The sequence below is a fragment of the Streptomyces sp. NRRL S-244 genome, from assembly GCF_000717915.1.
Lineage (GTDB): Bacteria > Actinomycetota > Actinomycetes > Streptomycetales > Streptomycetaceae > Streptomyces.
In genome coordinates, this window is record NZ_JOCX01000006.1 from 198,801 (window position 1) to 221,573 (window position 22,773).

Below are 22,773 nucleotides of genomic sequence, written 5' to 3' on the forward strand. Positions count from 1 at the left end.
GGTCGCAGGCGGGGCCAGGGGCCTCGCGCCGGGTGCGCAGGCCGTAACCGCCCCGGCATTGCCGGCGCGATCCTGCTGATGGCGGTCGTCTGCGTCAGCCTCTGCCTCTGCCTCTGCCTCATCTTCAGGAAGCGCGACTGGCTGTAGGCGGCTTCGGGAACGGGGCAGCCGGTCAGACCCGCAGCGGGGGTGTGTTGCCCGGCGTGTCGTGCCAGGCCGCGCGGTGTTTCCGGGCGGCCGTCTCGGCGCGGCGGATTGCTGACGGTGGCACGGGTACGCGGCACAGGGCGTCGAGGGTCTCCAGCATGCGGCCGGCGAACCGCAGGCCGAGCGGGGTGAGCCGGCCGGAGTCCAGGATCGCGGCCGTCGCCTCCCGGGCTCCGGAGCGCCAGCGGGCGAAGCGGGTGTGCGCGACGGCCCGCAGGTCCGGGTCCGGCTCCGCGTCCCCCCGCCTGCCCCAGAACTGGGCGACCGCCAGATGCGCGTACGCCCCGTGGAAGAGGCCGACCAGCGGGCGGGGGTCGGGACGCCACGGCGCGTAGTACCGCTCCTCGGGGCCCTGCCGTCCCTCCTCGAACAGGTCGAAGAGGTGCAGCAGCGCCGCGAACTTGTTGTGCTGCATCTCGTGCGCCATCGTCACCGCGAGGACGGTGCCGCTCGACGGCAGCGACAGTGCCATGGAGCCGAAGGTCTCCGCACTGCTGCCACTGACGATGCCCCGGGCCGGGGCGCGCAAGGGCACCAGGAGCCAGGGCCCCGCGGCCAGTTCCGCGTACGTCTCCGGATGGCCGGCGCGCAGCAGCCCGCAGGCCGCCTTCGCCCCCGCCGCCCAGCGCTGCGCCTCGTCGGCGTCGGGGTGGACCGCCCGCCCCGCGGCCGCCGGGAAGGACGGCGGGTCGAGGGTGTCGAGCACGAGGGTGGCGCCGGTGTCGAAGGTGGCCAGCAGCCGCGCCCCCCGCCAGCGGTCGCCGCTGGCGTACGGATCGCCGGCCACCGGCACCGGGGACTGCGGGACCGGGGCGTCCGGAATGGCGATCGAGGCCCGTCCATCGGTCCCCACGCGCAGCTCGACCTGGTCTCCTGGGCGGGCGCCGGGGAAGTGGGCCCGGCCGAGCGTGGGCAGCGGCGCCCAGGAACCCGGCCCCGTCAGCGGCCATCGCGCGCGGGCGGGCACCCGGGCCCGCACCGCCGCCGCGGCGGCGAGCGCCGTGAGCCGGTGCACCGGGGCATCGGCTCCCTCGGGCCGCCGCGTCAGGCGGGCGAGCAGGTCGACGAGCGCGGGACCCGCCGCCGGGTGCGTCAGGACGGCCGTCGCGGCGTCGGGGTCCGCCCGGTGGACCGTCTCCAGCAGCTCCCAGGCGCTCTCGGCCCCCTGGGCCACCGCGCCCCCGGCCTCCCGGGCGGCGGTCCTGATCGCATACAGGCAGGCGAGACGACGGCTGTGCTCGGCGCGGGCGAGCAGGCGCATCGCCTCTGCCCCGCCGCCGCCCGCGGCGATCCCGTCGAACAGTTCGCCGGGCAGACGGTGCGGCGACGGTGTCATACCGCCTCCGCCGGCACCGTACGGGCGGAGGTCAGGCCCGTCACGTCCCCGGCCAGCCGCTCCCGTACCCGCCCGATGAGCGCCGTCAGGTCGGCGCAGTACACGCTCGGGTTGGCGAAACCGGTGTCGTGGCGATAGCGGTTCGCGTAATGGCCGCCGCCGCACACGGTGTGCAGCGGGCAGGCGCGGCATGCGGCGCACAGCCCGTCGGCGCCCCACTGGCGGGCCGCGATCCCGGGATGGCGCAGCAGCTCGTCCAAGGAGTGGCGCCACACGTCGAGCCCGGTGCGCGCCGCTCCCTGGTACACGGTGCGCAGGGTGTCGTCCTGGGCGAGGGAGCCGTCGGTCTCCACCACCGCGTAGCGCACCGGGGCGAGCCCGAGGGCCTCCGTCTGCGGGGCGGCTCCGAGCAGGAGCGCCATGAGATCGTCGAGGAGGCGGACGTGGGTCTCGCGCACCGGGGCGTCGTACCAGCGCTCGAAGACGGACCACAGCCAGTTCGCGTACGGGGTCCGGCGGCCGGCGGGATCCACGCCGGGCGGCGGAGTGTGCCAATTGCCCAGCGGCAGCAGGAAGTCGACGGCGGGCGGGCGGTGGACGAGCAGTTCCTCGTAGGTCCGCACGGGGTCGTTGCGCAGGTCGATCGTGCACAGCAGCGCGGCGAACAGCGGGCGGTGGCGGTCGGTGTCGAGCAGGCGCAGAGCGGCCTGGACCCGGGCGTGGCTGCCGCGGCCGTCGGCGCTCCGGCGGTGCCGGTCGTGGGCGGCGCGCCCGCCGTCGGTACTCACCCCGATCCGGATGCCCAACTCCCCGCAGAGGTCGAGTCGTTCCTCGGTCAGCCGCACGCCGTTGGTCTGCAGGGCCAGGTGGAGCCGCACACCCGCGCCGACCGTGGCGCGCAGCACCCCGGCGGTGCGGGCGAGCGCCTCGTCACCGGCGAGAAGGGGTTCACCGCCGTGCAGGACGACGCCCGCCTCCGTCAGTCCGTGCGCGGCCAGGTGCTCGGCGATCCGCTCGGCCGTACGCGTGACGGTGTCCGGCGCCATCGCGCGCGGCTGTGTACGCCAACTCTGGTCGAGCGAGCGGTACATGTAGCAGTAGTCACAGGCCAGGTCGCAGCGGCTGTGCACCTTGAGGACGAACGAGTGGAACGGGTACGGAACCCAGCCGGCCGCCTCACGTGTCAGCACGTCGGCGGCGCCCGGCCAGGGGAGCCGGCCCGGGCGCAGTAACGGTCGACTCATCCGCTCCCCCCCGAAAGCGTGCGCCGATCGGTCGCGCAGCGGTACGTGCGCACTCCGTTCGTCCAGTATTCGGTTGCGGTGCGCCGACCGTCAACATCACGAACGAGCCAACGGGTGGCACGGGGGGCGCAGTTGGAGCAGTTCCGGCGTGTTCGGCGGTTGCCTCCGGGGCGAGTGGCGGCGCTACCCTGGGAAGGACAACGGTTCGCCGGTCCGCAGCGACCTCCGGGAGTGGACATCATGACCGATGCCGATGCCGAGGGCGCCGACCCGGCCCCTGCGGGACCCGACGCGGAGTCCGTCGTCCTGGACATCTCCGGGCTCTCGCCGGAGGAAGTAGCCGCCCTCCCCGACTCGGTACTGGGTGCTCTTCTGCGCCGGGTGCACGACACGGCGGGCGATCCCTTCGTCACCGGGTTCTCGGAGAGCATGTGACCGCTCGCCACCCGGTGCGGCCGACCGCGCACCGGGGCTTCCGGGCCCTGCGGACGCCACGGGCGTCCGACGGGGAACAAGACGGGGAACAAGGGGGGACGGCCCCTATACTTGCATCCCTGCATGCCCGTTATGTCCACCGTCATTCGCTGTCACCGCGCCGAGCGGAGAGGTCATGCCAGACGCCAACCCCCAGCGCCACGCGGGTTCGTTCGCCGTCTTCTACACCACGTCCGAGAACCTCGGGCTGAGCACCACCCTGCGCAACGCGGCGGACATCCTCGCCGAGGGCAACCGCAGTGTGCTGCTCGTCGACGGCCGCCCCGGTGCATCGGGGGACGGGGCCGTGGTGCCCGAGCCGGACGCCGGGCAGGTCGCCGCCGTGGGGCGCGCCGCCCCGCGCGAACTCACCGCGCTCTTCGACGACCCCGTCGCGGCACGCTACGACCACGTCCTGATCGAGGCGCCCGTACCGGCGGCACCCGGCGACGAGGCACCCGGCAGGCTGGTGGAGTTCGCCGACGCGCTCGTGATCTGCTTCGCCCTCACGGCCTGGTCCATCGACGGCGCCGCCGCCCTCGCCGAGGAGCTCTCCGGCCGCCGCGCCGACCGGCCCGTACGGCTGCTCACCCTCGGGCTCAAGAGCGACATCGGGGTGCACGACCGGCTGCGCGAGGGGCGCGAGCGCGTGCGCCGCAAGTTCTCGGCGCTCGCCCTGGCCCGCGGCGTGGGGGAATACCCCTTCCTGGAGATCCCGTACAACCCCCTCTACATGGACAGCCGCAGCCTCGCCGTCGAGGCCGAGGACGCGGGCAGCGTCGTGGGCCTGCGCCCCTCCTACGCGCAACTCGCCGACTGGCTGCGCGCCCGCCGCGAGGCCCGGCTCACCGACGCCACCGTCGTCCACTCCGGGCGGCACGTCGCCTGGGCGGCCTGGCTGCGGGACCGGCTCGGCGAACGAGGCGTCCGCACCGAACTGCGCAGGGTCGACACCTACACGGGAGAGCGTCCCGAGACCGGCACGGCCCTGCTCTTCCTGTCACCGGGCGACGCCGACGACGCCCTCCTCGCCCAGATCGGCGCGCTCTCCCACACCGACGTGCGCATCGTCCTGGTCGACGAGCCCTTCGCGAACGCCGAGGCCGCGCACCACGAGCGCATCGACCTGCGCGACGTCACCGAGGACGAGGCGCTGCGGATCCTGTACTCCGGCCTCGGCCTGGGCCCCGGGCGGCCCCGCGAGTCCGCCACCGGCGCCCGCTTCCCGCGGCTGCCGGAGATCACCAACGTCGCCACGCGCAGGGGCGGCTTCACCGGCCGCGACGACCTGCTCACCTCCCTCGACGAGAAACTGCGGGAGGCCGGCCAGGGCGGCGCGGCCCTGGTGCTGCACGGCCCCAGCGGCTGGGGCAAGAGCGAGACCGCCCGCGAGCTGTGCCATCGCCACGGCCCCGGGTACGACGTGGTGTGGTGGGTGCGCTCCTGGGACCCGCAGCGCCTGCGCAGGGGCCTGATCCGGCTCGCAGGACGCCTCGGGACGGCCGAGGGCCGGCTCGGAGCCGTAGCCGCCGAAGGGGACATCTCCCCGCTCCTGAACCGCCTCTCGCGCCCCGACACCGAAAACAGCTGGCTGATCGTCTACGACGGGGCAACGGACCCCGCCGAACTGAACGGGCTGCTCCCGATCCCGCACGAGCGGGGCCATGTGCTGATCACCAGCCGCGTCTCCCCCGCGCAGGACGAGCCCGGGGACACGCGCCCGCCGTACCTGACGTCCTGCCCCATGCGGGCCATGACCCAGGCCGAGAGCTTCGACCTGCTGAGCGAACGGCTGCCGGAGCTCACCGCCGACCAGGCCCAACAGGTCGCCGGCATCGTCGACTTCATCCCGCTTCCCCTCCAGCTGGCCGCCCGCTGCCTCGCCGAGCGGGCCGCCTCCCACCGCCGTGAGGACCACATGACCCCGGACGCGGCGGCCCGCGCGGCCGTCGCGGACCTCCTCGCCGAGTACCTGGCCAGCAAGACCGAGCTGCTCGGCGAGAGCGCGACCGGAGCCGTGTCCTCCCTCGCCGTCATGGTGCACGTCGCCCGGCGGTTCGCCCGGTTCACCCCGGGCGCCGCCGCCTGGCGCACCGAGCGCCCCGCCGCCGACGCACTGGACTGGCTGCTTCAAGCCGCCTCCCTGCTCACCGGGCGCGGCATGGGCCTGGAGCTGCTCCGCTCGCGCCGCATCCTGTCCGAACTGGCCCGCGACGACTCCTCCGGACCGCTGCCCCCCGAAGGCGACGGCAGCGTCCGTCACCCCGACCAGGTCCAGCTGCCCGACGAGCACATGGTGAGCGTCGCCCTCTGGGCACTCGCCCAAGTCGGCCTGCTCGACGTCGAGTTCGACCGCAAGGACCAGCCCCTCACCCAGCACCACGCGCTGCGCGACCTGATCCGCGACGGCATGGACGCACGGGCCCGGGAGCGCATCGAGTCCGTCCTGCGCGGCGTCCTGGCCGAGTACGTACGACAGGACGAGGACCTGCCCCCCGACTGGGCGCGCGAGGTGTACTCGCTCAGGCTGTGGGAGGACGACCGGCCCCGCGTGCGCCGCTCACTGCTCCGGCACCTCCAGGCGCTCGGTGCACGCGCCGAGAGCACCGACCTCTCACGCCTCCTCGACATCGCCGACAGGGCCCGCGAAGCGTGGTGGGCCGACGGCGACGAGCCCACGCCCGAGTACCTGCGCCTGCTCAACCTCACCGCCCGTGCCCACCGCCTCGCCGGTGCGTACGACACGTCCCGCGCGCTCTCCCGGGAGGCCCTGCGCGGCCACCGCAGGCTCCTCGGCCTCGTCCACCCCCGCACCCTGCTCTCGGCGGACTCGCACGCCGCGACCCTGCGGGCCCTCGGCCGGTTCCAGGACGCGTTGCTGGAGCTCAGGCCCTCCGTGGAGGGCCTGACCCTGCTGCTCGGACGGCAGCACCCGGCCACCATCCAGGTCGAGCACAACCTGGCGCTCAACGAGGCGCTCACGGGGCGCGTCGCCGCCGCCCTCGGCCGGGTCCAGGAGCGCTTCCGCTACCAGCAGGCCGTCAAGGGCAAGGCCGACCCGGCCGCCTGGGGCGAGGCGGACCTGCTCGCCTACCTGTACCGGGCGATGGGGCGTGACGGCGAAGCCCGGGACCTGCTGCGGCAGCGGCTGCGCCGGCACGGCGACGTCTGGGACGGGGCGCGGCTGAGGACGGAGGTCGGCCTCGCCGTCAGCGAGCGCCGCCTCGCCGACGGCTTCCCCGCCGCCAAGGACCCCCGTTACGGGTACGAGATGGCCCACGAGCGCGATCTGCGCGCCTTGAAGCTGTACGTCAGCCGCTTCGGCGCCGACCGGATCGACACCCTGCGCTGCCAGTTCAGCTACGCGGCCGACCTGCACGCCCTCGGCAAGGCGGACGAGGCGGAGCTCCAGGCGCGGCAGTGCGGTACCTCGCTGGCGGAACGGTTCGGCGTGACGCACCCCTACACGGCGCTCAGCGACGTCCGCCACGGCGTCTACCTGCGGGCGACGGGCGACCTGGTGTCCGCGGAGGTGATCGGCCGCCACTCCCTCGCCCGGCTCGCCCTCAAGCTCGGTCAGGCGCACCCGTGGGTCGCCGCCGCCGAGAACTCCCTCGCCGCCACCCTCGCCGAGGCGGGGCATGCGGAGGAAGCCGCCGAACTGGCAGGAAGCGCCCTGACCCGGCTCCGTGACCTGGGTGTCGCCCACCGCCCGGACGGTCGGCGCGTGAAGGCGCACCATGCCCGCCTGACCGCGTCGGGCACCTCGCGCCCGGTCCCGCAGTCGGGCTTCGACATCGATCTGGAGCTGCCGGGACTGTAGGACTTCGAAGGGACCTGTAGGAACCTGGAGGGACCCGCAGGGACCTCATCCACCGAAAGGCGACGTGCACGTGGCAGCCCCCGCACCGCATGGCACCCAGACGCTGACGGAGCACCACTGGGCTCCCGAACGGCTCGGCCGGATAACCTCGTTGTGCGAGGCGTCGGTCGCCTCGACGCCCGGGATCAGGTCTCTGTCCCACTTCGGCAACGGCATCCTCGACTTCGTCGTCTGCCGCGCCGGCCGGCGCCCCCTCGGCGCCGTGACCGGCGACCCCGGCGACGAACGCGACGAGGAGTCGCTGCCCGGCAGCCGACTGCTGCTCTGCGCCCAGGACGTCGGCGTGCTCTTGCAGCCGCTCGGCACGGGAGAGCTGATGCGCACCGTCGTCGCGAACGGGGAGGGCTCCCTGTGGGGCGGGCGCGTCAAGCCCGGCGAGTACCTGGCCGCGGTCGCCGACACGGGCGACGGCGTCGACGCCATGGACACCACCATGAACGGTCTGGTCACCCGGATCCGTACCGAGGTGCACCGGCTGTCCGACGAGCTGCCCGGCGGAGACCCGACGGCCAAGCCCGGTCTCTCCTCCGTCGACGGCGGACGAACTCCGCTGCGCGTCGACTTCGGCACGGCCGCCACGCCGGAGCCGGCCTACGAGGACCGGCTGCGCGCCCTGTGGCTCGGCCATGTGAACACCACCGACCTGCAGTACGCCGCCTACTACCGCGACTGGACCCTGGTGTGCGCGGGCGACGTCTTCGAATCGGACGACCTCGGACCGAAGTTCCTGAGCGTCAGCGTCCGCTCCCGGCGCAGCGCCTACCGCGAGCTCTCCAGGAGCCTGCGCGGCCATCTGATACGTCTCGCCGACGCGCTGGACCTCGTCGCCCCGGCGCAGGCGGGCAGTCCGGCCGTGGAGCGACTGGTCCTGGACGTGCAGGAGGGTGCGATCTACCTCGTCTGGACCTCGTCCCGTGAGTTCCTCGTCGGTGTCACCCTCGACCAGACCCAGGTCGCCAACGCCGACGCGCAGTTGCAGCGGCTCGCGGGCGCGGTACGGGGGCTCACGACACCACCGCCGCGCTGAGCGTGCCCCACACCTCCTCCGCGAGCACCTCGACCGTACGGGCCGCCGTCAGCGGGTGAGGGGGGCCCGGGTTGCCCAGCAGATGCACCGGAAGGACCTCGACCGCGGTCTCGTACTCCCGGCAGATCCGGCGCAGTTCGCCCCACTGGCGCTCGGTCGGTGCACCGGGCACGGCGGCGCGGTGCCAAGCCGCCACCGAGCCGCGGAAGTTCTCGGTCAGCGCGCGGACCAGGGTGGCGCAGCCGAGCACGCCGAGCTCCGCCGACGTCGCCGCCGCGGTACGCCGTTTCACGGCCGTGCCGGCGACGCGCCGGGTGACCGTGTCGAGCACCGCGAGCGCCTCCTGGAACCGGCGCCGTACCGGTCCCGGCAGATCCAGGGCGGCCGGCTCCGGCTCGGGACCGCTCTCGACGAGCACCGACGCCGGCGCTCCCGGCGACGATGTGCTCCGCTCGCCGGCGGCCGGCAGGGCACGCGGCCGGGGCTCCGGCGTCCACGAGGCCATCGCCCGGCGCAGTTCGGCGAGTTCGGTGGTCTGCTGCTCCAGGTCGCGGCGCATCCGCTCGCCGAGCTGGACCAGACCGTCCTCACGGCGCCCGTCCGCGAGCCGCCCGTCCAGCTTCCGCAGCGCCTCGTCCACGGTCTCCGCGAAGCCGCCCTGCCGGTACACCAGCGGCCGGGATCCGATCGAGCGCCCGAGACGGTCCTGCATGGCCTGCGAGACATGGCCGTTGACCACGAGCAGCACCTCGCACCGCCCCGGACGCACCGCACTGCGCAGGCTGTGCACCTGGGCGGCGATCCGCTCGGCGTCATCGGCGACGAGGACGGAGCGGGTGAGGATCACCGCGAGGTAGGAGTTCGGCACGGCAGAGAGCCAGTGCAGCACCTCCTCCCGGCCTCCCGGCGGGGCCGACAGCCGGGCCGGGACCGGATCGCGGGAGGCGATCCGCCACTGACCGATGTCCAGGGCCTTGCGCACGTCCGCCTCGACCTGACGCCGGGCGACCCCCTCGTGCAGATCGCGCACCGCCTGGAGCACCCTGGCGGCCGGCACATCCCGAACCGCGCCCCCGCCGCCTTCGAGCCGGTCCTTGTCCTCGACGAGCTGCCAGGCCTGGCGGCAGGTCTTGAGGACCTCGCGGGGCACCCCCTCCGTCAGCTCGTACAGCAGCCGCAGGGCCTCCGCGTCGAACGGGCCGGCGGACCCGTCGGGCGACGGGCCGGGGGGCGTGCCCGGGGAGGCGCCGGGGGGCGCGCCGCTCCCGCCCTGCCCGGCGTGGACGTACGCGGCGACCAGCTCGCCGGTGAGCCTCTCGTCGAATCCGCTCGGCCACAGCTGCACCAGCCGCTCGTGCACGCTCTGCCGGAGCTCCCCCAGCCCGCTCGGAGAGACGCAGAAGACCAGCAGGCCGCCGCGGCTCGCGTAGATGTTGACGAGCCGTTCGAAGGCGTCCATGAACGTACGCCGGTGCTCGTCGCGCCATTCGAGCACCTTCTCCAGGGAATCGATCAGGAGCGCGTACGGCTTGCCGACCCGGCCGTGCAGGACGGCCTGCACCGCCAGCGCGTCGAACACCCGGTCGATGCCGGCGGCGTCCTCGTGGCCGCCCTGCCCCGCCGCGGGCCCGATGGCCTCGGTGATGCCGCGCTCACGCAGCGGCTCGGCGGGCTCGCCGCCGTTCAGCCACTCCCACACCATCCTGTTGAACGACGGATCCTGGAGCAGCGCCAGCGCGGTGGCGAAGCGGCGGTGCTCGGTGACCTCGCCCAGCGTGCCGCGCAGGTCCGCGTGGATCACCTCGGGGTCGTAGCGGAGCGCCGACACCACCTTGTCCGGGTCGAGACTGCCGCCCCGCAGCCCCGCCGCGATCTCGCCGAGCGCGCCCAGTCGTGAATCGCTGCCCTGGGTGTCGACGCGGTTGGCGGTCGCGTACGCGTAGTAGTTCCGGACCAGTTCCTCGAAGGCGCGCTTCCCCTGGGGCGTGTCACCGGGACCGCGTAACCGGTCCCGGTACATCCGCCCCATGTCCTGCACCGGCTCGTCCATGATCCACATGGCCAGGGGGTCCGGCAGACCGCTCAGATCGGCGTACACCTTGCGCAGTGCGTGGCTCTTGCCCAGACCGAACTCACCCACCAGGGCGATCACCCTGCCGCGCCGGCCACCGGTCGGCCGGCTGCCGAGGTAGTCGTCGACCAGCCCCGTGAGCTCGGTGGTGGTCGGCGTCCCGATCGTCGCGTTGCCCGAGTCCGCCGCCTCGACCGGCACGTTTCCGAGGTCGGCCGATGGGCCGAGGCGCACGACCGGGCTCAGGGGGAAGGGGTTGCTGTGCCAGATGTCTCCACTGTCTGGGGCCACGGCGGGCACTCCTCGTGTTTCCGATGACGGCGATCCGAGCGGCGGGCGGGTGGGGCGTGGGGGCGGAGTCAGGGGCTCGCCGGCGGGGCGGAGCTGTCGGGCGGGGAGTCGTCGGGCGCGGGGTCGTGGGGCGCGGGGTCGTCGGGCGGGGACTCGTCGGGTGGGGAGTCGTGGGCCAGCGCACCGAGCAGGTTCTCCCTGGCCTCGCGTCTGAGCCGTTCCGCGTGGTGGCTCAGCTCGTGCGCCGTGATCCGGACCGGCTCGCCCGCGCGTATCTGATGTTCGGCCGCGGCGTGGTAGACCATCCGCAGCTCCCGCACATCGGCGGGCTCCCACTCGGTCAGGAGCGCCGCGTCCGGGTCGGGGTGGCCCGAGCGGGCGGCCTGGCTGAACGTCACCCGGTCCTCCCCCTTCAGGCGGCCGAGTTCGAGGTGCGTGACCGCGGGATGCTTCACCACCTCCTTGACCACCTCCTTGGCCCGGTCGGTCGCGTGGCTGATCTCGACGAAGAGGACGATCCGGCTCCGTGCGTGCTTCAGACACGTCAAGAGGAACTCGCTCCGCACGCCCGGGTCCTTCCAGGCGATGTGCGGCACGATGACGAAGAGCAGCGCGTCCTGCTGCTCCAGGAGCTCGCTGATCGCTTCGAACGCCTCGCCCGGTGGCCATTTGGAGATGCCCGTGTCGACATGGGCGAGCTTCGTGCGCAGCTCGCCGACGACCTGCTTCACGATGCCGGCGTTGATGGCCGGAATGGTGGCGAACCGGCCGTTGTCGTCGAGGCTGATGACGTCGCCGATGTTGTCGTAGCCGGCCGTCATCGCGACGACCTGGTTCAGGGGCGGGTCCGGGTCCAGTCGTTCGATGTGCTTCTGCGCCTCGTGGACGCACCGGTGGATGAGGGTGGTCTTGCCCATGCCGATCGGGCCGGTCACCACCACCAGAGAGCCGTAGTTCACCCCGCTGTCGACCACGTCCGGGAGCCTCTCCAGCCACTTCCGGAAGGAGTCCACCTGCGCCTTGGCGTGATCGACGTCCACCCACTGCTCGCAGTGGCTCGTCTCGCTCCAGGGCACCAGCGGGTAGTCGACCCGGGGCGGGGACTCGACGTTGCGCAGGGCCTGCCTCTTCTTCGGTACGCGCACGCTGTACGGGTTGTGCTGCGGAGGCACCGTCATGCGGTCGCTCCCGGGGTCGTGCGAGCCAGGCGCTCGCGTGCGGTACGCCATCTCCAGTAGAACGTGCGTCTGTTGAGATCCGACACGGCGCTCAGCTTACGGTCCACGGACTGCCGTACCTCCTGTGCCCGCCGGGCGCGCGCATCGGTTCCGAGCCGCCGGTCGCCGCTGAACTCGGGCAGCGGCCGGGCCAGCGGCAGTTCATCTGCCAGCTGCCGGGCCCGCGTCCGCCGCGCGCCGGGGGCGGCGACCCGGGCGAGGGCCGCGCCCAGCGCCTCGTGCGCGGTCAGCACCGCCGCGTGGTCCGCCGCCGGATCGTCCTCGTAGTTCCTGAGGTATTCCCGGGCAGCCGCCCGGAAGGACGCCCTTCCGCTCTCCAACTGCTGTTTCAGCAGACGGCGTTCGGAGGAGACGCGCTCCCAGGCCTGCCCGCCGAGGGGGAGCAGGGCGCCCACCGCAAGGAGGGGGAGCGAGGTCAGGAAGGTCTCCCACCAGCCGCCCTCCCCCTTCTTCTCCTCGGCTCCGGCCCCCGGGGAGTCGGACGCGGCCCCCATCAGCGCCGAACAGGCCCGGGCGAAGTCGTCCTGACGGCGCACGGACCACGCCTCCGGCGTCATGCGCCCGACGGAGGCCGTGGGCATGACGGAGTCCGTGGCCATGAGGGAGTCCGGGGCCGATGCCCCGGGCTGGAGGAGGCCCAGGCGTACGGCGGCCGTGACGAGCTCCGCCCGGCGCGAGGCGTCGAGGCAGTACACGAGCTGGACGTCGCGCTCCTTGGATCCGGCGGGCGCGGCGGACACCGGGGCGCCCGCCAGCAGCACGAGGACCGCGGCCGCGGTCCCGAGCCCTGCCCGGCCTGGACGCGTTCTCCGCCTCATGCGCACCCTCCCCCGTCCCGCCACTGCCCCGTCCCGCCACTGCCCCGTGCCGCCACTGCCCCGTGCCGGTTCCTCGACTCGTTCCCCTGGGCCCCGTACGGTCGTCGCCACCGCCCTGGCGGTCGTCAGGCGGGCGAGCGCCCCTTGGCCAGCGGCTCCTGCGCCACCCTCCCGGAGGGACGCTCCTCGGCCGCGCGGAGTTCCGGCCCGCCGCGGCGCCGCCACGGCCGCGGCGGATGGGCGAGCAGCACCTGCGACGTGCCGTGGAGCAGGTTGACGACCAGCACGGCGGGGCCGACGATCGAGACCGTGCCGGGGAAGTCGCGTTCCAGGGCGAGGGCGATGAGAACGGCCGTGATGCCGTTCTGCTGACCCAGTCCGAGCGCGATCCGGTCCCGCCGCTCCAGCCCCCGTACGAACAGCGGCATGACGCCCAGGGCGACCACCGCCTGCGCGCCGAACGCGGCCACGCCGAGGACCAGTCCGGGCAGCAGCGCCACGCCCTGGGCCAGGAACAGACCGAGTGCCAGGAACGCGGCCAGATAGGCCCCGGCGACGGCCCGTTCGACGACCTTGTCGAACGCCCCCGTACGGACGGCCAGACCGGCCAGCGCCACCGCGGGCATCAGCATGCCGGACGCGGCGAGCGCGAGCATCGCCACCACCAGTGCTCCCGTGAGGACCGCCTCGGCGCGCCGGCCCGGCGGCGTGCCCGCGAGCGCCGCGGCCGCCGCCCTCGAACCCGCGAACGCCCGCAGCGCCCTGCGTCCGCCCCACCACAGCAGCAGCACCCCGGCGAGCAGCGCGGCGTTGAGACCCAGGCCGCTCACGTAGCCGCCGGCCCCGCCGCCCGCGACGGCCGGTACGCCCTCGTGCCCCGCGGCCGTGTAGGCGTAGGCCGCGACGTACAGCGTCAGCAGCACCGTCATCGGGTCGTCGAACGAGGCCCACGCCGTGAGCAGCGACCGGGCGCGCGGCGACATGCGCTCGTCCTTGCCGAGCGCCGCGACGGACAGCGGATCGATCTGGGCCACCGCGATGCCCAGCACCAGGTACTCGGGCCGGTCGAACGTCAGCACCATCACGCCCGCGATGAGGGACGCCTTCAGGACGACGCCGAGCGTCACGGCCGCCACCACGCCGGACAGGTCCGAGCGCAGGGCCCCGAGATCGATCGAGTACGTGGATCCGTACAGTCCGACGGCGAGCAGGAGCCCCGTGCCGTAGAGATAGCCGCCGCTGCCGACCAGCGCCGCCGGATCCGTGAACAGCCCGATGGTCACGCCGGCCACCAGCGCGCCGAGCCCGCCGACCACGATTCCGGGGATCGATTCCGGCAGCCGCCAGGACCGGACACCTCCAGATCTCCTCACAGCCTCTCCCCCTCCCGGCCCGCGGACGTCGCCCTGCACCCCCACATGCCGGCGCCGCGGAGCCAGGTAAATCGTAGGGGTCGCGGGCGCCGAATCGAAAGCCGGACTCCCGCCTCCCGTACGGGAGTTGACTCTTCGACCCGAGCGGACGACACAAGATGACGCGTCTCGGCCGCTTCTGCGCGGTCGTGCCAAGAAGATGCCCGGTCCAGGCTGTCGCCGAACGCAGGCCCCGAAGGCCGTCTCACCGGCGTTCCCCGCCGCGCCCGGAGTCATCGCGGGGGGACAGGGCGTCGACTTTCCGGGTCAGGGCGGCCAGGGCGGCTTCCAGGGCGGCGATGTCGGCCTTGTCGGCGGATTGGTTCGCTTCCGCCAGTTGGACCACCAGGGCGCCGCCCGGTTCCAGGGTGACCTCCGTGGTTTCCGTGACGTCGTCGCCGCCCTGGTGGCGGACCGCCGCGTCCAGGTCGGCGCGGCGCAGGCCGTTGCGGCGGATCACCCGGGTGAGCCAGTGGCCGTCGCGGGCCAGGGTGGTGGGGCTGCCCTCCAGGAGGCGGCCCAGCCATTCGTAGCGGGCGGCCGTCCGGACCACCACGGAGTTCACCCCGAGCAGTACGGCGGCCCCGAAGGCCGCTCCGACGACCGAGTTGTCCGGGCCGATCACGGCGTTCTGCACGACGTTGGCCAGCAGCAGCATCACCACCAGGTCGAAGGTGCTGAGCTGCGCGAGCTGGCGCTTGCCGACGATCCGCAGCAGCACCAGGATCAGTACGTAGACCCCGATGGTGCGGAGCGCCTTCTCCGGGTAGGGGACTTCACCGTGCAGGAAGGGGGTGAGGGCGTCGTGGGCGGCATGCATCCCGTCCACGCTGGCACATCCGGCATGTCCGGTCTCACCGACCCGCCGCATCCCCCTAGATCAGGACCTCGGCCGCGCTCAGACCGCTCTCCCCGCCCCAGGTGAAGGTGAGGCCGCGCTCCTGTGCGGCCTCGGTCAGCCGGCCGCGCAGGACCTCCGCGGCGAGGGTCAGGGCCTGGAGTCCGTCGACCCCGTGGATCTCGTACGTGACGTCGGACAGGCCTTCCAGCCGGCACGGGCAGATCCAGTCGCCGTCCGGGTTCGGATCGGGGTACGGGGCGCCCAGCCGGAGGGTGACCGGGAAGGTCACGCCGTCCTTGGTGACCGCCTGGAGCGGGCGGCTCGCGATGGTGGGGTGGTTCTTCATGCGTTCGGCCTTCGCGTCGACTGGGTGGGGCCAGTTTCCCCCAGTCCGCGTCGGTTCCGCGTATGGCCGGCCGCCCACCCGGCCGCTCGCCTGGCCCCCCGCCCCGGCCGAGCGGGCGGCCGGGGCGGGCGGCCTCCTGCGTTACGGCTTCGGCAGGGTGCAGCCTGCGCGGTTCAGGTCGATCTTGTTGCCCGCCCCGATGCACGGGACGATGATGTACGTCTCCTGGGCGTAGTTGATGCCCTGGCGGACCGTGACGTTGCCCGCCTCGTCCACCTCGCACGGGTTGTTCTCCGTGCAGCGCTGCCCGTCCTCATTGCCCGTGTTGTTGACCGCGACGACCTTGCCCGTCGTCGTGTCGATCACCGGGGAGCCCGAGGTGCCGCCGATCGTGTTGCAGGACGAGGTGTAGCGGACCGAGTCCTTCCAGGTCCACTCGCCCTCCTTGAGCCGGTACGCGAACCCGTCCACGTTGCAGCTGTAGATCCGCTTCCAGTACCCCGACACGACCTTGATCGCCGTGCCCTGCACCGGGCGGGCGTCGTTCAGGGTGAGCGCGGAGATGCCGTACTGGCTCTGGATCTGCGCGTACGTCTTGGTCAGCTGGTAGATCGAGACGTCCGTGTCGGTCATCGTCGCGTACGCGATCTTGCTGGCCCGCAGCGTCGCCACGCGCGAGCCCGACGCGTTGAGGAGCGAGAACGAGCGGCTGGACGACTGGTCCTTGACGACCTCGCCCGGCCCCGGGAAACCGGTCTCGATGCAGTGCCCGTTGGAGAGCACGAGCGCGGGGTCGTTCGGCTGGGAGCCGGGGGCGCGGACGACGGACCCGGAGCAGTTGCTGAGCGCGACCGTCCCCGCGTAGTTCACGGTGACGGCCGCCGCCGCCTTGTCCCGGGGTGCTGAGGCGACGGCCGGCGCTGCCGCCGCTCCTATCAGGAGCAGCGAGAGCACGGCGCCGACGAGAGGCTTGCGCATGTGGGGGTTCCCCTCTGATGACGATGCAACCGAAGATCCTCCGGTTGTCATGTGCATTGTTAGGACACCCGCATCAACAGGCAAGGATGTGGCCAGAGTTGGCGGTTTTCCGGTCCAGGCCGCCCGTCAGCGCAGGAGGCGCTCCCGGAGCCGGTCCGCCGTCGCCGGGGTGATCCCGACGCGCGTCGCGAGGTAGTCGGCCGTGGAGCCGTAGCGCGAGGTCAGGTCGGCGAGGACGAGGGACAGGATCTCGGCCGGGGCGCGGCCGTACGAGGGCCAGCGCATGGTGCGGCCCGGGTTGGCGGCGTGCCAGTCGGCCGTCAGGCGGGCGGTGGCCAGCTCGGTGAGCGCGAAATCGGCCAGGATCTCCTCCTCGGACACGTCGAGGAGGGTCAGGACGAAAGCGGCGATCAGGCCGGTGCGGTCCTTGCCCGAGGTGCAGTGGAAGACCGCCGGACCGGGACCGGCGGCGATGAGCTCGATGGCCCCGCGGATCTCCTCCACGCCGTCCTCGGTCACCTCGGCGAACCGGTCGGCCAGGTACCGCCAGGGGTCGACGCCCGGGTCGATCGCGGCCTGGTCGTACGGGCGGTGCTCGATGCTGAGGTTGGCGTACGTGAACCGCTCGGGCTCGGGGATCCGCCCCTTGGCCTCGATCTCCCAGGGGTAGCGCAGGTCGATGACGGTGCGTATGCCGAGGCCGAGGAAGCGGTCCCAGTCGGCTCCGGCGAGTTTGCCCAGGGAGTCGGACCGGTAGAGCGCGCCCCAGGCGACGGTACGGCCGTCGGCGGAGCGGTAGCCGCCCAGGTCGCGGAAGTTGTGCAGGCGGTCGAAGCCGACGTGGCGGCTGTGCGGGTGGTGCGGGTGGTGCGGGTCGTGCGCGCTCTGAACGGGCAACTGGGGCTCCTCGGGATGCGGTTGAGTCCCCCAGGATGCCTCAGGACGCCTCAGCGTTTGCGCGCGAGCGTGAGCCCGTCCGCGATCGGGAGCATCACCGACTCCACGCGCCCGTCGGCGCGCACGTGCGCGTTGAACTCCCTGATGGCCAGGGCGTTCCCCCGGGCGCCGGCGTCCACCGCCTCTCCCCCGTACAGGACGTTGTCGGCGAGGATCAGCCCGCCGGGCCGCAGGCGCGGCACGAGCTCGTCCCAGTACGCGCGGTAGCCGGGCTTGTCGGCGTCCAGGAACACCAGGTCGATCACCGGGTCCGGCGGGAGCGCGCGGAGCATCTCCAGTGCCGGGGCGATCACGAGCTCGATCCGGTCGTCGACCCCGGCCGCCTTCCAGGCCTCCTGCGCGATCGACGTCCACTCCTCGGAGACGTCACAGGTCAGGACCTGCCCGCCGGCGACCAGGCCCGCGGCCAGGGCCAGCGTGGAGTAGCCGGTGAAGGTGCCGACCTCGACGATCCGGCGCGCGCCGACCATCTTGCCCAGCAGGGTGAGGAAGACGCCCTGCTCGTGCGGGACCTGCATCTGCGCCGGGCGGCCGAGCGCGCGGGTCCGTTCGACGAGCTCCTCCTGGATGCGGCTCGGCGGCTCGGCCTGCGCGACCAGGTACCCGTACACCTCGGGGGTGAGGTGCACCGTCTTCACGTCGCCGACGGCCCTGTCCATCTCGTACGTCCCTTCGCGAGTCCCGTGTGTACGCCTTCGGGACTGCCCAACGACGGCGCCCCGGAGCGGCAACGGCCCGCCCCGGGCCAGGCCGCGCCGTCAGGCCGTCGGGTGGAGGGCCGCGTACTCCAACGGGGCCGACGGGTCGATCGTGAGCGTGAGCGGGGCGGGTGGCGCGTCCGCGCGGACCAGGAGGTCGCCGATCGCCGCGATCATCGCGCCGTTGTCCGTGCACAACGTCATCGGCGGTACGCGCAGTTCGATGCCCGCCGAGGCGCAGCGCCGCTCCGCCAGGGCCCGGACGCGGGAGTTCGCCGCCACCCCGCCGACCACCACCAGCGTCCTCACGCCGTACGCCGCGCAGGCGGCCACCGCCTTGCGGGTCAGTACGTCGGCCACCGCCTCCTGGAGCGAGGCCGCGCCGTCGGCGACCGGCAGCCGCTCCCCGCGCAGGCGGTGGCCCTCGGCCCAGCGGGCGGCGGCCGTCTTCAGCCCCGAGAAGGAGAAGGAGTACGCGTACGGGTCCTGCGCGCGCGGCCCGCCGGTCAGCGGACGCGGGAACGGGACCGCCTCCGGGTCGCCGCCCCGCGCCGCCCGGTCGATGGCCGGCCCGCCCGGGTACGGCAGGCCGAACACCCGGGCCACCTTGTCGAAGCACTCCCCCGCCGCGTCGTCCAGGGTGTCCCCGAGGTGCAGGATCGGCTCGCGCACGAGGTCCCGTACGAGCAGCAGCGAGGTGTGCCCGCCCGAGACGATCAGCACCACGCAGGGTTCGGGCAGCGGCCCGTGCTCCAGGGTGTCGGCGGCGACGTGCCCGGCCAGGTGGTGGACCCCGTACAGCGGTACGCCCACTGCGTACGCGAGGGTCTTGGCCCCGGCCAGTCCGACCTGGAGTGCGCCGGAGAGGCCGGGGCCGGTGGTGACGGCCACCGCGTCGAGCTGGTCGGCCCGCAGTCCGGCCCGGTCGAGGGCCTGGCGCACCACCGGGCCGAAGGCGTGCAGGTGGGCGCGGGCCGCGATCTCGGGGACGACCCCGCCGAAGCGGGCGTGCTCGTCCATGCTCGACGCGACGACGTGCGCGAGGAGCCGGCCGCCCTGCACGATGCCCGCGCCCGTCTCGTCGCAGGAGGACTCGATGCCGAGCACCACCGGAGAAACAGCCATCAGACCCGCACCCGACCCTTATTGCGAATAGTTCGCAATAAGGGTACTAGCCGCGCGGGACCACCGTGGCCAGCACCGACGGCAGCGGGTACCAGTCGGCCGAGGCGATGGACGCGTGGTGCGACGCCATCAGGGCGACGCGGTCCCGGGCCTGGGCCTCGGTCGGGTGCACCCCGTCGATCGCGGGCGCCACGTTGTGCGCGTCGGTGGCGATCAGCAGGTAGTGGTTGCGGTCGTACCAGGCGGTGTCGATCGAGCCGCCCGCGTACGCGCCCGCGTCCCCGTCGAAGACCACGAACCAGGGGCGCAGCGAGGCGTCGGCGTACCGGGCGCGCGGGTCGCCTGCCTCGGCCCGGTGCACGGCGGGGAAGGCGGCGGCCTGGCCGAGCCGGCCCGCGGCGGCGAGGGAGCGCAGGTACTGGGCGTACTCGCGGTCGGTCCACAGGGTGTCGTTCGCGTTGCCCTCCTCCAGCGTGCCGGGGATCAGCTCCACCAGGAACTTCCCGGCCATCGCGGCACGGCTCGGCCACGCGCCGGCCCGGGCGGCGGTGTCCAGGTCGGGGTGGCCGGCGGCGAGCTGGCCGGGGCGGTAGACGGCGTCGCCGAGCTTCGAGTTCAGCAGCGCGTCGAGCTCGGCCGGGCCGCGCCCGAGGTTGGCGGCGAAGCCGTCCTTGAGCTCCAGCTTGAGGACGACCGGGCGGTGGCCGGGGTGGGCGTCGTGCCAGCTGCGGATGTCGGAGAGGCAGCCCGCGAGGTTCTGGTTGCGGGACTTGGTGCGCAGCTGGGCGGGGCTGGTGGCGTTCTCGCAGTTGCTGTCGTTGCCGAAGGGGTTGTCGTGGGAGACCCGCCAGGAGCTGCCGAAGAAATTGGTCCACACGTCGAGTTCCAGCATCGCGGCGCCGGAGTCGAGCGCGTCCGCGAAGTACGGGTACTTGGCCTTCTCGTACGCGTTGTGCACGCCGACGCCGGTCGATCCCGCGTACGGGAGGTCGGCGGCGGCCCGTGCCCCCGCCGGAGCCGCGCCCAGTACGAGGGTCAAGGCCGCCAGGCCCGCCGTCACCGCGCCCGCCATCCGGTTCCGCAATCCCATGCTTTCGGCTCCTGTCCGCCCAGTCGGTGCGCCATCTGTCAACTCGGCGGGAGAGTAGGCGAGTTGGGTGAAGGGCGGAAGGACGGGGGATGACGGGCTCCCCGGCTGTGAGGACGGACACGTTCCGACGAGGAACTGGCGTCGGCACGCCGTCCGTCGAACAGGGAGCCTGCCGGGACGCCGGTCGGCGTTTTCCGGGCGGGAGTACCACATGTTCACGAGGGTTCGCGGGCGGGCCGTACGGGTCTCCCTGCTCGTCGGCGTCGGCTGCGCCGTGCTGATGGGGTGCGCCGGACTCCTGTGGAAGCTGCACGGCATGGCGGCGTACCTGGCGGACGGGGATCCCGCGGAGGGGAGCTACGTACAGGACGCCGAGCAGGCCGACCGCGCGGCGGCGGCCGTACTGGAGGGCCCGGCGCGGGAGGCCCCGGCGGGGGCCCCGGCGCCCCCGGCCTCCTCGGCCTCCCCGGATCCCGCCGTACCCGGCCCGGCCGCGCGGGGCACGGTCGGCCCCCCGGCCGGCGTGCCCTGGCGTTCGGGCGGCTGGCGGCCCTCCGACCCGCTGGTCGCGCGGCCCGCCGCCGCGGAGCCCGCGATCGGGGCGCTGTTCTCCCCCGGTGAGGACGCGGACCAGGACCACCACTGCTCGGCGAGCGTGGTCCACTCCCCCGGCGGCGACCTCATCGCCACCGCCGCCCACTGCGTGTACCGCGGCGTCTTCGGCTTCCGCACGAACCTCGCCTTCGCCCCCGGCTACCGGGACGGCAAGGCCCCGTACGGGGTCTGGGTGCCCACCCGGATCGACGTGGACCCCCGCTGGATCGAGGACCAGGACCCCGACTACGACGTGGCCTTCCTCCGCATGCGCCGGCCGGGCCACCCCGGCGAGCGGCTGGAGGACGCCACCGGGGCGCAGACGGTCCGGTTCGGGCCCGAGCTGCCCGCTCCGGCCCGGGTCGTGGGCTATCCGAACGACACCGAGTACCCCGTGGAGTGCTTCAACACCGCCCGTGCCGACGGGCCCACGCAGCTGCGGCTGGATTGCGCGGACGTACCCGACGGCACGAGCGGTGGTCCGGTGCTGACCGACGCGCACACCCTGATCGGGGTGGTCGGCGGCCGCGACGGGGGCGGCGACGAGAAGACCTCGTACAGCAGCCTGTTCGACGACGGGGTACGCGCCGTGTACGAGCGCGCCGTGGCGGCGCGCCGGCCGCGGTAGTCCCCCGTCGGGTCCTACGACCCGGAATCCGCGGGGGCCTTGTGGTGCGGCGGGTAGTCGGCGGTTTCCGGAGCCGTCGGCAGCCGCCACTTGGACAGGACCCGGATCACCGTGCCCGGGCTCAGCAGGACGTTCGGCGAGACCGCCAGCGACAGCACGCCGAAGAAGGGCCGGGAGATCTCCGGGTCGGCGTTGGCGCCCACGATCACCCGGGACATGTAGGACTGGAGGACCTTGGTGGCCCGGTCGGGCGGCGGCCCCTCGGTCTCCGGGTAGCGCATGTCCTCGCTGGTGGCGATCTGCCAGGCCACGTCGGAGGCGGCGGCCGTGCGCCGCTGGATCCGGCGGGCGGCGGCGGCGATCTCCCGGGGGGCCAGGCCCCGGATGGCGCCGGCCAGTGCGTCCGCCGCGAGGGCGGCCACCGTCATCCCCTGCCCGTACACGGGGTTGACCCGGCAGACGGCGTCGCCGAGGACGACGAATCCGGCCGGCCAGCGGTCGAGGCGCTCGAAGTGGCGCCATTCGTTGGCGGTGTTGCGGTAACTCGTCGGCGTGGAGAGGGGTTTGGCGTCGCGGATGGCGTCGTACAGCACCGGGCTGCGCAGGGTCCGGGTGAAGTCGAGGAACTCCTCCTCCCCGGTCGGCGGGGCGTGTTCGCCGTTGCCGGTCAGCGTCACCAGCCAGCGGCCGTCGTCAAGGGGGACCAGCACGCCGCCGCGCGGATTCTCGGGGCGGCCCTGGACGTAGATCCCCTGCCAGCGGCGCGCCGGATCGGGCGGGATCTCGTAGTAGCGGCTGGAGTAGCCGAGGTGGGAGTCGTAGCGGGTGGTCGCCGGGGCCGGGTGGCCGAGGGCGGCGAGCCAGGCCGGGGCCCGGGAGGTCCGTCCGGTCGCGTCGACCACGAAGCGGGCCGGCAGCGGGTCCCCCTCGCGCATCCTTACGCCGGTGACCGAGCGGCCGTCGGGCCCGGCGACGAGCCCGGTCGCCATCGAGCCGGAGCGGACCCGGATGCGCTCGTCCCGCAGCACCTCGCGGCGGACCGTCCAGTCGATCAGCTCCCGGCTGCCGATCAGGACCCGGGAACCGGGAACCGGGTGGAACCAGTCGGCCGGGCTCAGCCACAGGAAGTCCCGCGGAGTCTCCATCAGGGCCGCCCCGGCCGCCAGCAGCTCGCGGGTGACCCCGGGCAGCAGCCCCTCCATCAGGTCCAGGCCGCGCGACCACAGCACGTGCACGTGCCGGGACTGCGGCACACCGGGCCGGAAGGCCGGTCCGGTGTCCGGCAGTTCGTCCCGTTCCACCACGGTCACGCGCGCGAACCGCTGGGCGAGTGCCCGCGCCGCCAGCAGCCCCGCCAGGCCTGCGCCGAGGACCACCGCGTGATCGTGGGCTTCGTGGGCTTCTGGGTGGTTGTCCGTGTCGTCGTCCATGGCGCCGAGTCTCCCGCGCCGGCCGCGCGCCGGATCAGGTCCCGCCCGGGGCGCCCCGAGGCACCCCGGGGGCGGACGGGGGGCT

18 protein-coding genes are annotated in these 22,773 nt (G+C 73.7%); 4 read left to right on the top strand and 14 right to left on the bottom strand.

What is annotated here, in order from left to right; all coding sequences use genetic code 11:
- Window positions 1–172: 172 nt before the first annotated feature.
- The gene (locus IF02_RS0109705) at window positions 173–1,543 is read right to left on the bottom strand and encodes an aKG-HExxH-type peptide beta-hydroxylase (protein ID WP_030155344.1); all 1,371 of its coding nucleotides are present in this window, start codon (window positions 1,541–1,543) and stop codon (window positions 173–175) included.
- On the bottom strand, window positions 1,540–2,787 hold the full coding sequence (locus tag IF02_RS0109710; protein WP_030155346.1) for an FxsB family cyclophane-forming radical SAM/SPASM peptide maturase: 1,248 nt from the start codon (window positions 2,785–2,787) through the stop codon (window positions 1,540–1,542). Before IF02_RS0109710 ends, IF02_RS0109705 begins: the two co-directional genes overlap by 4 nt.
- Window positions 2,788–3,027: 240 nt before the next feature.
- On the opposite strand from IF02_RS0109710, the gene fxsA reads away from it, so the two are divergent.
- From fxsA to IF02_RS0109725, 3 genes are all read left to right on the top strand, one after another.
- Window positions 3,028–3,222 carry an FxSxx-COOH cyclophane-containing RiPP peptide gene (gene fxsA, locus IF02_RS0109715; protein WP_158708474.1) on the top strand — a complete coding sequence of 65 codons (195 nt, stop codon included), beginning with the start codon at window positions 3,028–3,030 and terminating at the stop codon, window positions 3,220–3,222.
- Window positions 3,223–3,397: 175 nt separating this feature from the next.
- Window positions 3,398–7,084, top strand: a complete 3,687-nt coding sequence (fxsT, locus tag IF02_RS0109720) for an FxSxx-COOH system tetratricopeptide repeat protein (RefSeq protein ID WP_030155350.1) — start codon at window positions 3,398–3,400, stop codon at window positions 7,082–7,084.
- 70 nt (window positions 7,085–7,154) lie between these two features.
- Window positions 7,155–8,171, top strand: coding sequence for a hypothetical protein (locus tag IF02_RS0109725; RefSeq protein ID WP_030155351.1), 1,017 nt, complete (start codon window positions 7,155–7,157; stop codon window positions 8,169–8,171).
- Here the strand turns inward: IF02_RS0109725 and IF02_RS0109730 are convergent.
- The 11 genes from IF02_RS0109730 to IF02_RS0109780 form a co-directional block, all read right to left on the bottom strand.
- The gene (locus IF02_RS0109730; protein ID WP_030155353.1) at window positions 8,149–10,533 is read right to left on the bottom strand and encodes a hypothetical protein; all 2,385 of its coding nucleotides are present in this window, start codon (window positions 10,531–10,533) and stop codon (window positions 8,149–8,151) included. The genes IF02_RS0109725 and IF02_RS0109730 overlap by 23 nt on opposite strands.
- Before the next feature lie 68 nt (window positions 10,534–10,601).
- Window positions 10,602–11,711 (bottom strand): ATP-binding protein, encoded by a 1,110-nt coding sequence (locus IF02_RS0109735; protein WP_030155355.1) that lies wholly within the window; start codon window positions 11,709–11,711, stop codon window positions 10,602–10,604.
- Window positions 11,708–12,589, bottom strand: coding sequence for a hypothetical protein (locus tag IF02_RS0109740; RefSeq protein WP_158708475.1), 882 nt, complete (start codon window positions 12,587–12,589; stop codon window positions 11,708–11,710). The genes IF02_RS0109735 and IF02_RS0109740 overlap by 4 nt, the downstream gene beginning before the upstream one ends.
- Window positions 12,590–12,714: 125 nt before the next feature.
- Complete coding sequence (locus tag IF02_RS32305) at window positions 12,715–13,962, bottom strand: hypothetical protein (RefSeq protein WP_158708476.1); 1,248 nt, start codon at window positions 13,960–13,962, stop codon at window positions 12,715–12,717.
- Window positions 13,963–14,206: 244 nt separating this feature from the next.
- Complete coding sequence (locus IF02_RS0109750; protein ID WP_051696084.1) at window positions 14,207–14,821, bottom strand: DUF421 domain-containing protein; 615 nt, start codon at window positions 14,819–14,821, stop codon at window positions 14,207–14,209.
- Window positions 14,822–14,876: 55 nt separating this feature from the next.
- The gene (locus IF02_RS0109755) at window positions 14,877–15,188 is read right to left on the bottom strand and encodes a DUF6968 family protein (protein WP_051696066.1); all 312 of its coding nucleotides are present in this window, start codon (window positions 15,186–15,188) and stop codon (window positions 14,877–14,879) included.
- A gap of 141 nt (window positions 15,189–15,329) precedes the next feature.
- Window positions 15,330–16,166, bottom strand: coding sequence for a S1 family peptidase (locus IF02_RS0109760; protein WP_030155365.1), 837 nt, complete (start codon window positions 16,164–16,166; stop codon window positions 15,330–15,332).
- A 126-nt stretch (window positions 16,167–16,292) separates the two neighbouring features.
- Window positions 16,293–17,063: a tyrosine-protein phosphatase gene (locus IF02_RS0109765; protein ID WP_051696068.1), complete on the bottom strand. Its 771-nt coding sequence runs from the start codon at window positions 17,061–17,063 to the stop codon at window positions 16,293–16,295.
- Window positions 17,064–17,113: 50 nt separating this feature from the next.
- Window positions 17,114–17,782 carry an O-methyltransferase gene (locus IF02_RS0109770; RefSeq protein WP_030155368.1) on the bottom strand — a complete coding sequence of 223 codons (669 nt, stop codon included), beginning with the start codon at window positions 17,780–17,782 and terminating at the stop codon, window positions 17,114–17,116.
- A 99-nt stretch (window positions 17,783–17,881) separates the two neighbouring features.
- A complete protein-coding gene (gene tsaD / locus IF02_RS0109775) occupies window positions 17,882–18,946 on the bottom strand; it encodes a tRNA (adenosine(37)-N6)-threonylcarbamoyltransferase complex transferase subunit TsaD (RefSeq protein WP_030155370.1) in 1,065 nt (354 codons plus the stop codon).
- 46 nt (window positions 18,947–18,992) lie between these two features.
- Window positions 18,993–20,036, bottom strand: coding sequence for a phosphatidylinositol-specific phospholipase C domain-containing protein (locus IF02_RS0109780; RefSeq protein WP_030155372.1), 1,044 nt, complete (start codon window positions 20,034–20,036; stop codon window positions 18,993–18,995).
- Between the two features lie 211 nt (window positions 20,037–20,247).
- Between IF02_RS0109780 and IF02_RS33060 the strand changes: the two genes are divergently transcribed.
- On the top strand, window positions 20,248–21,258 hold the full coding sequence (locus IF02_RS33060; protein ID WP_051696070.1) for a trypsin-like serine peptidase: 1,011 nt from the start codon (window positions 20,248–20,250) through the stop codon (window positions 21,256–21,258).
- Window positions 21,259–21,272: 14 nt separating this feature from the next.
- On the opposite strand, the gene IF02_RS0109790 is transcribed toward IF02_RS33060, so the two are convergent.
- Window positions 21,273–22,688, bottom strand: a complete 1,416-nt coding sequence (locus IF02_RS0109790; protein ID WP_078621984.1) for an NAD(P)/FAD-dependent oxidoreductase — start codon at window positions 22,686–22,688, stop codon at window positions 21,273–21,275.
- Between the last annotated feature and the right edge of the window lie 85 nt (window positions 22,689–22,773).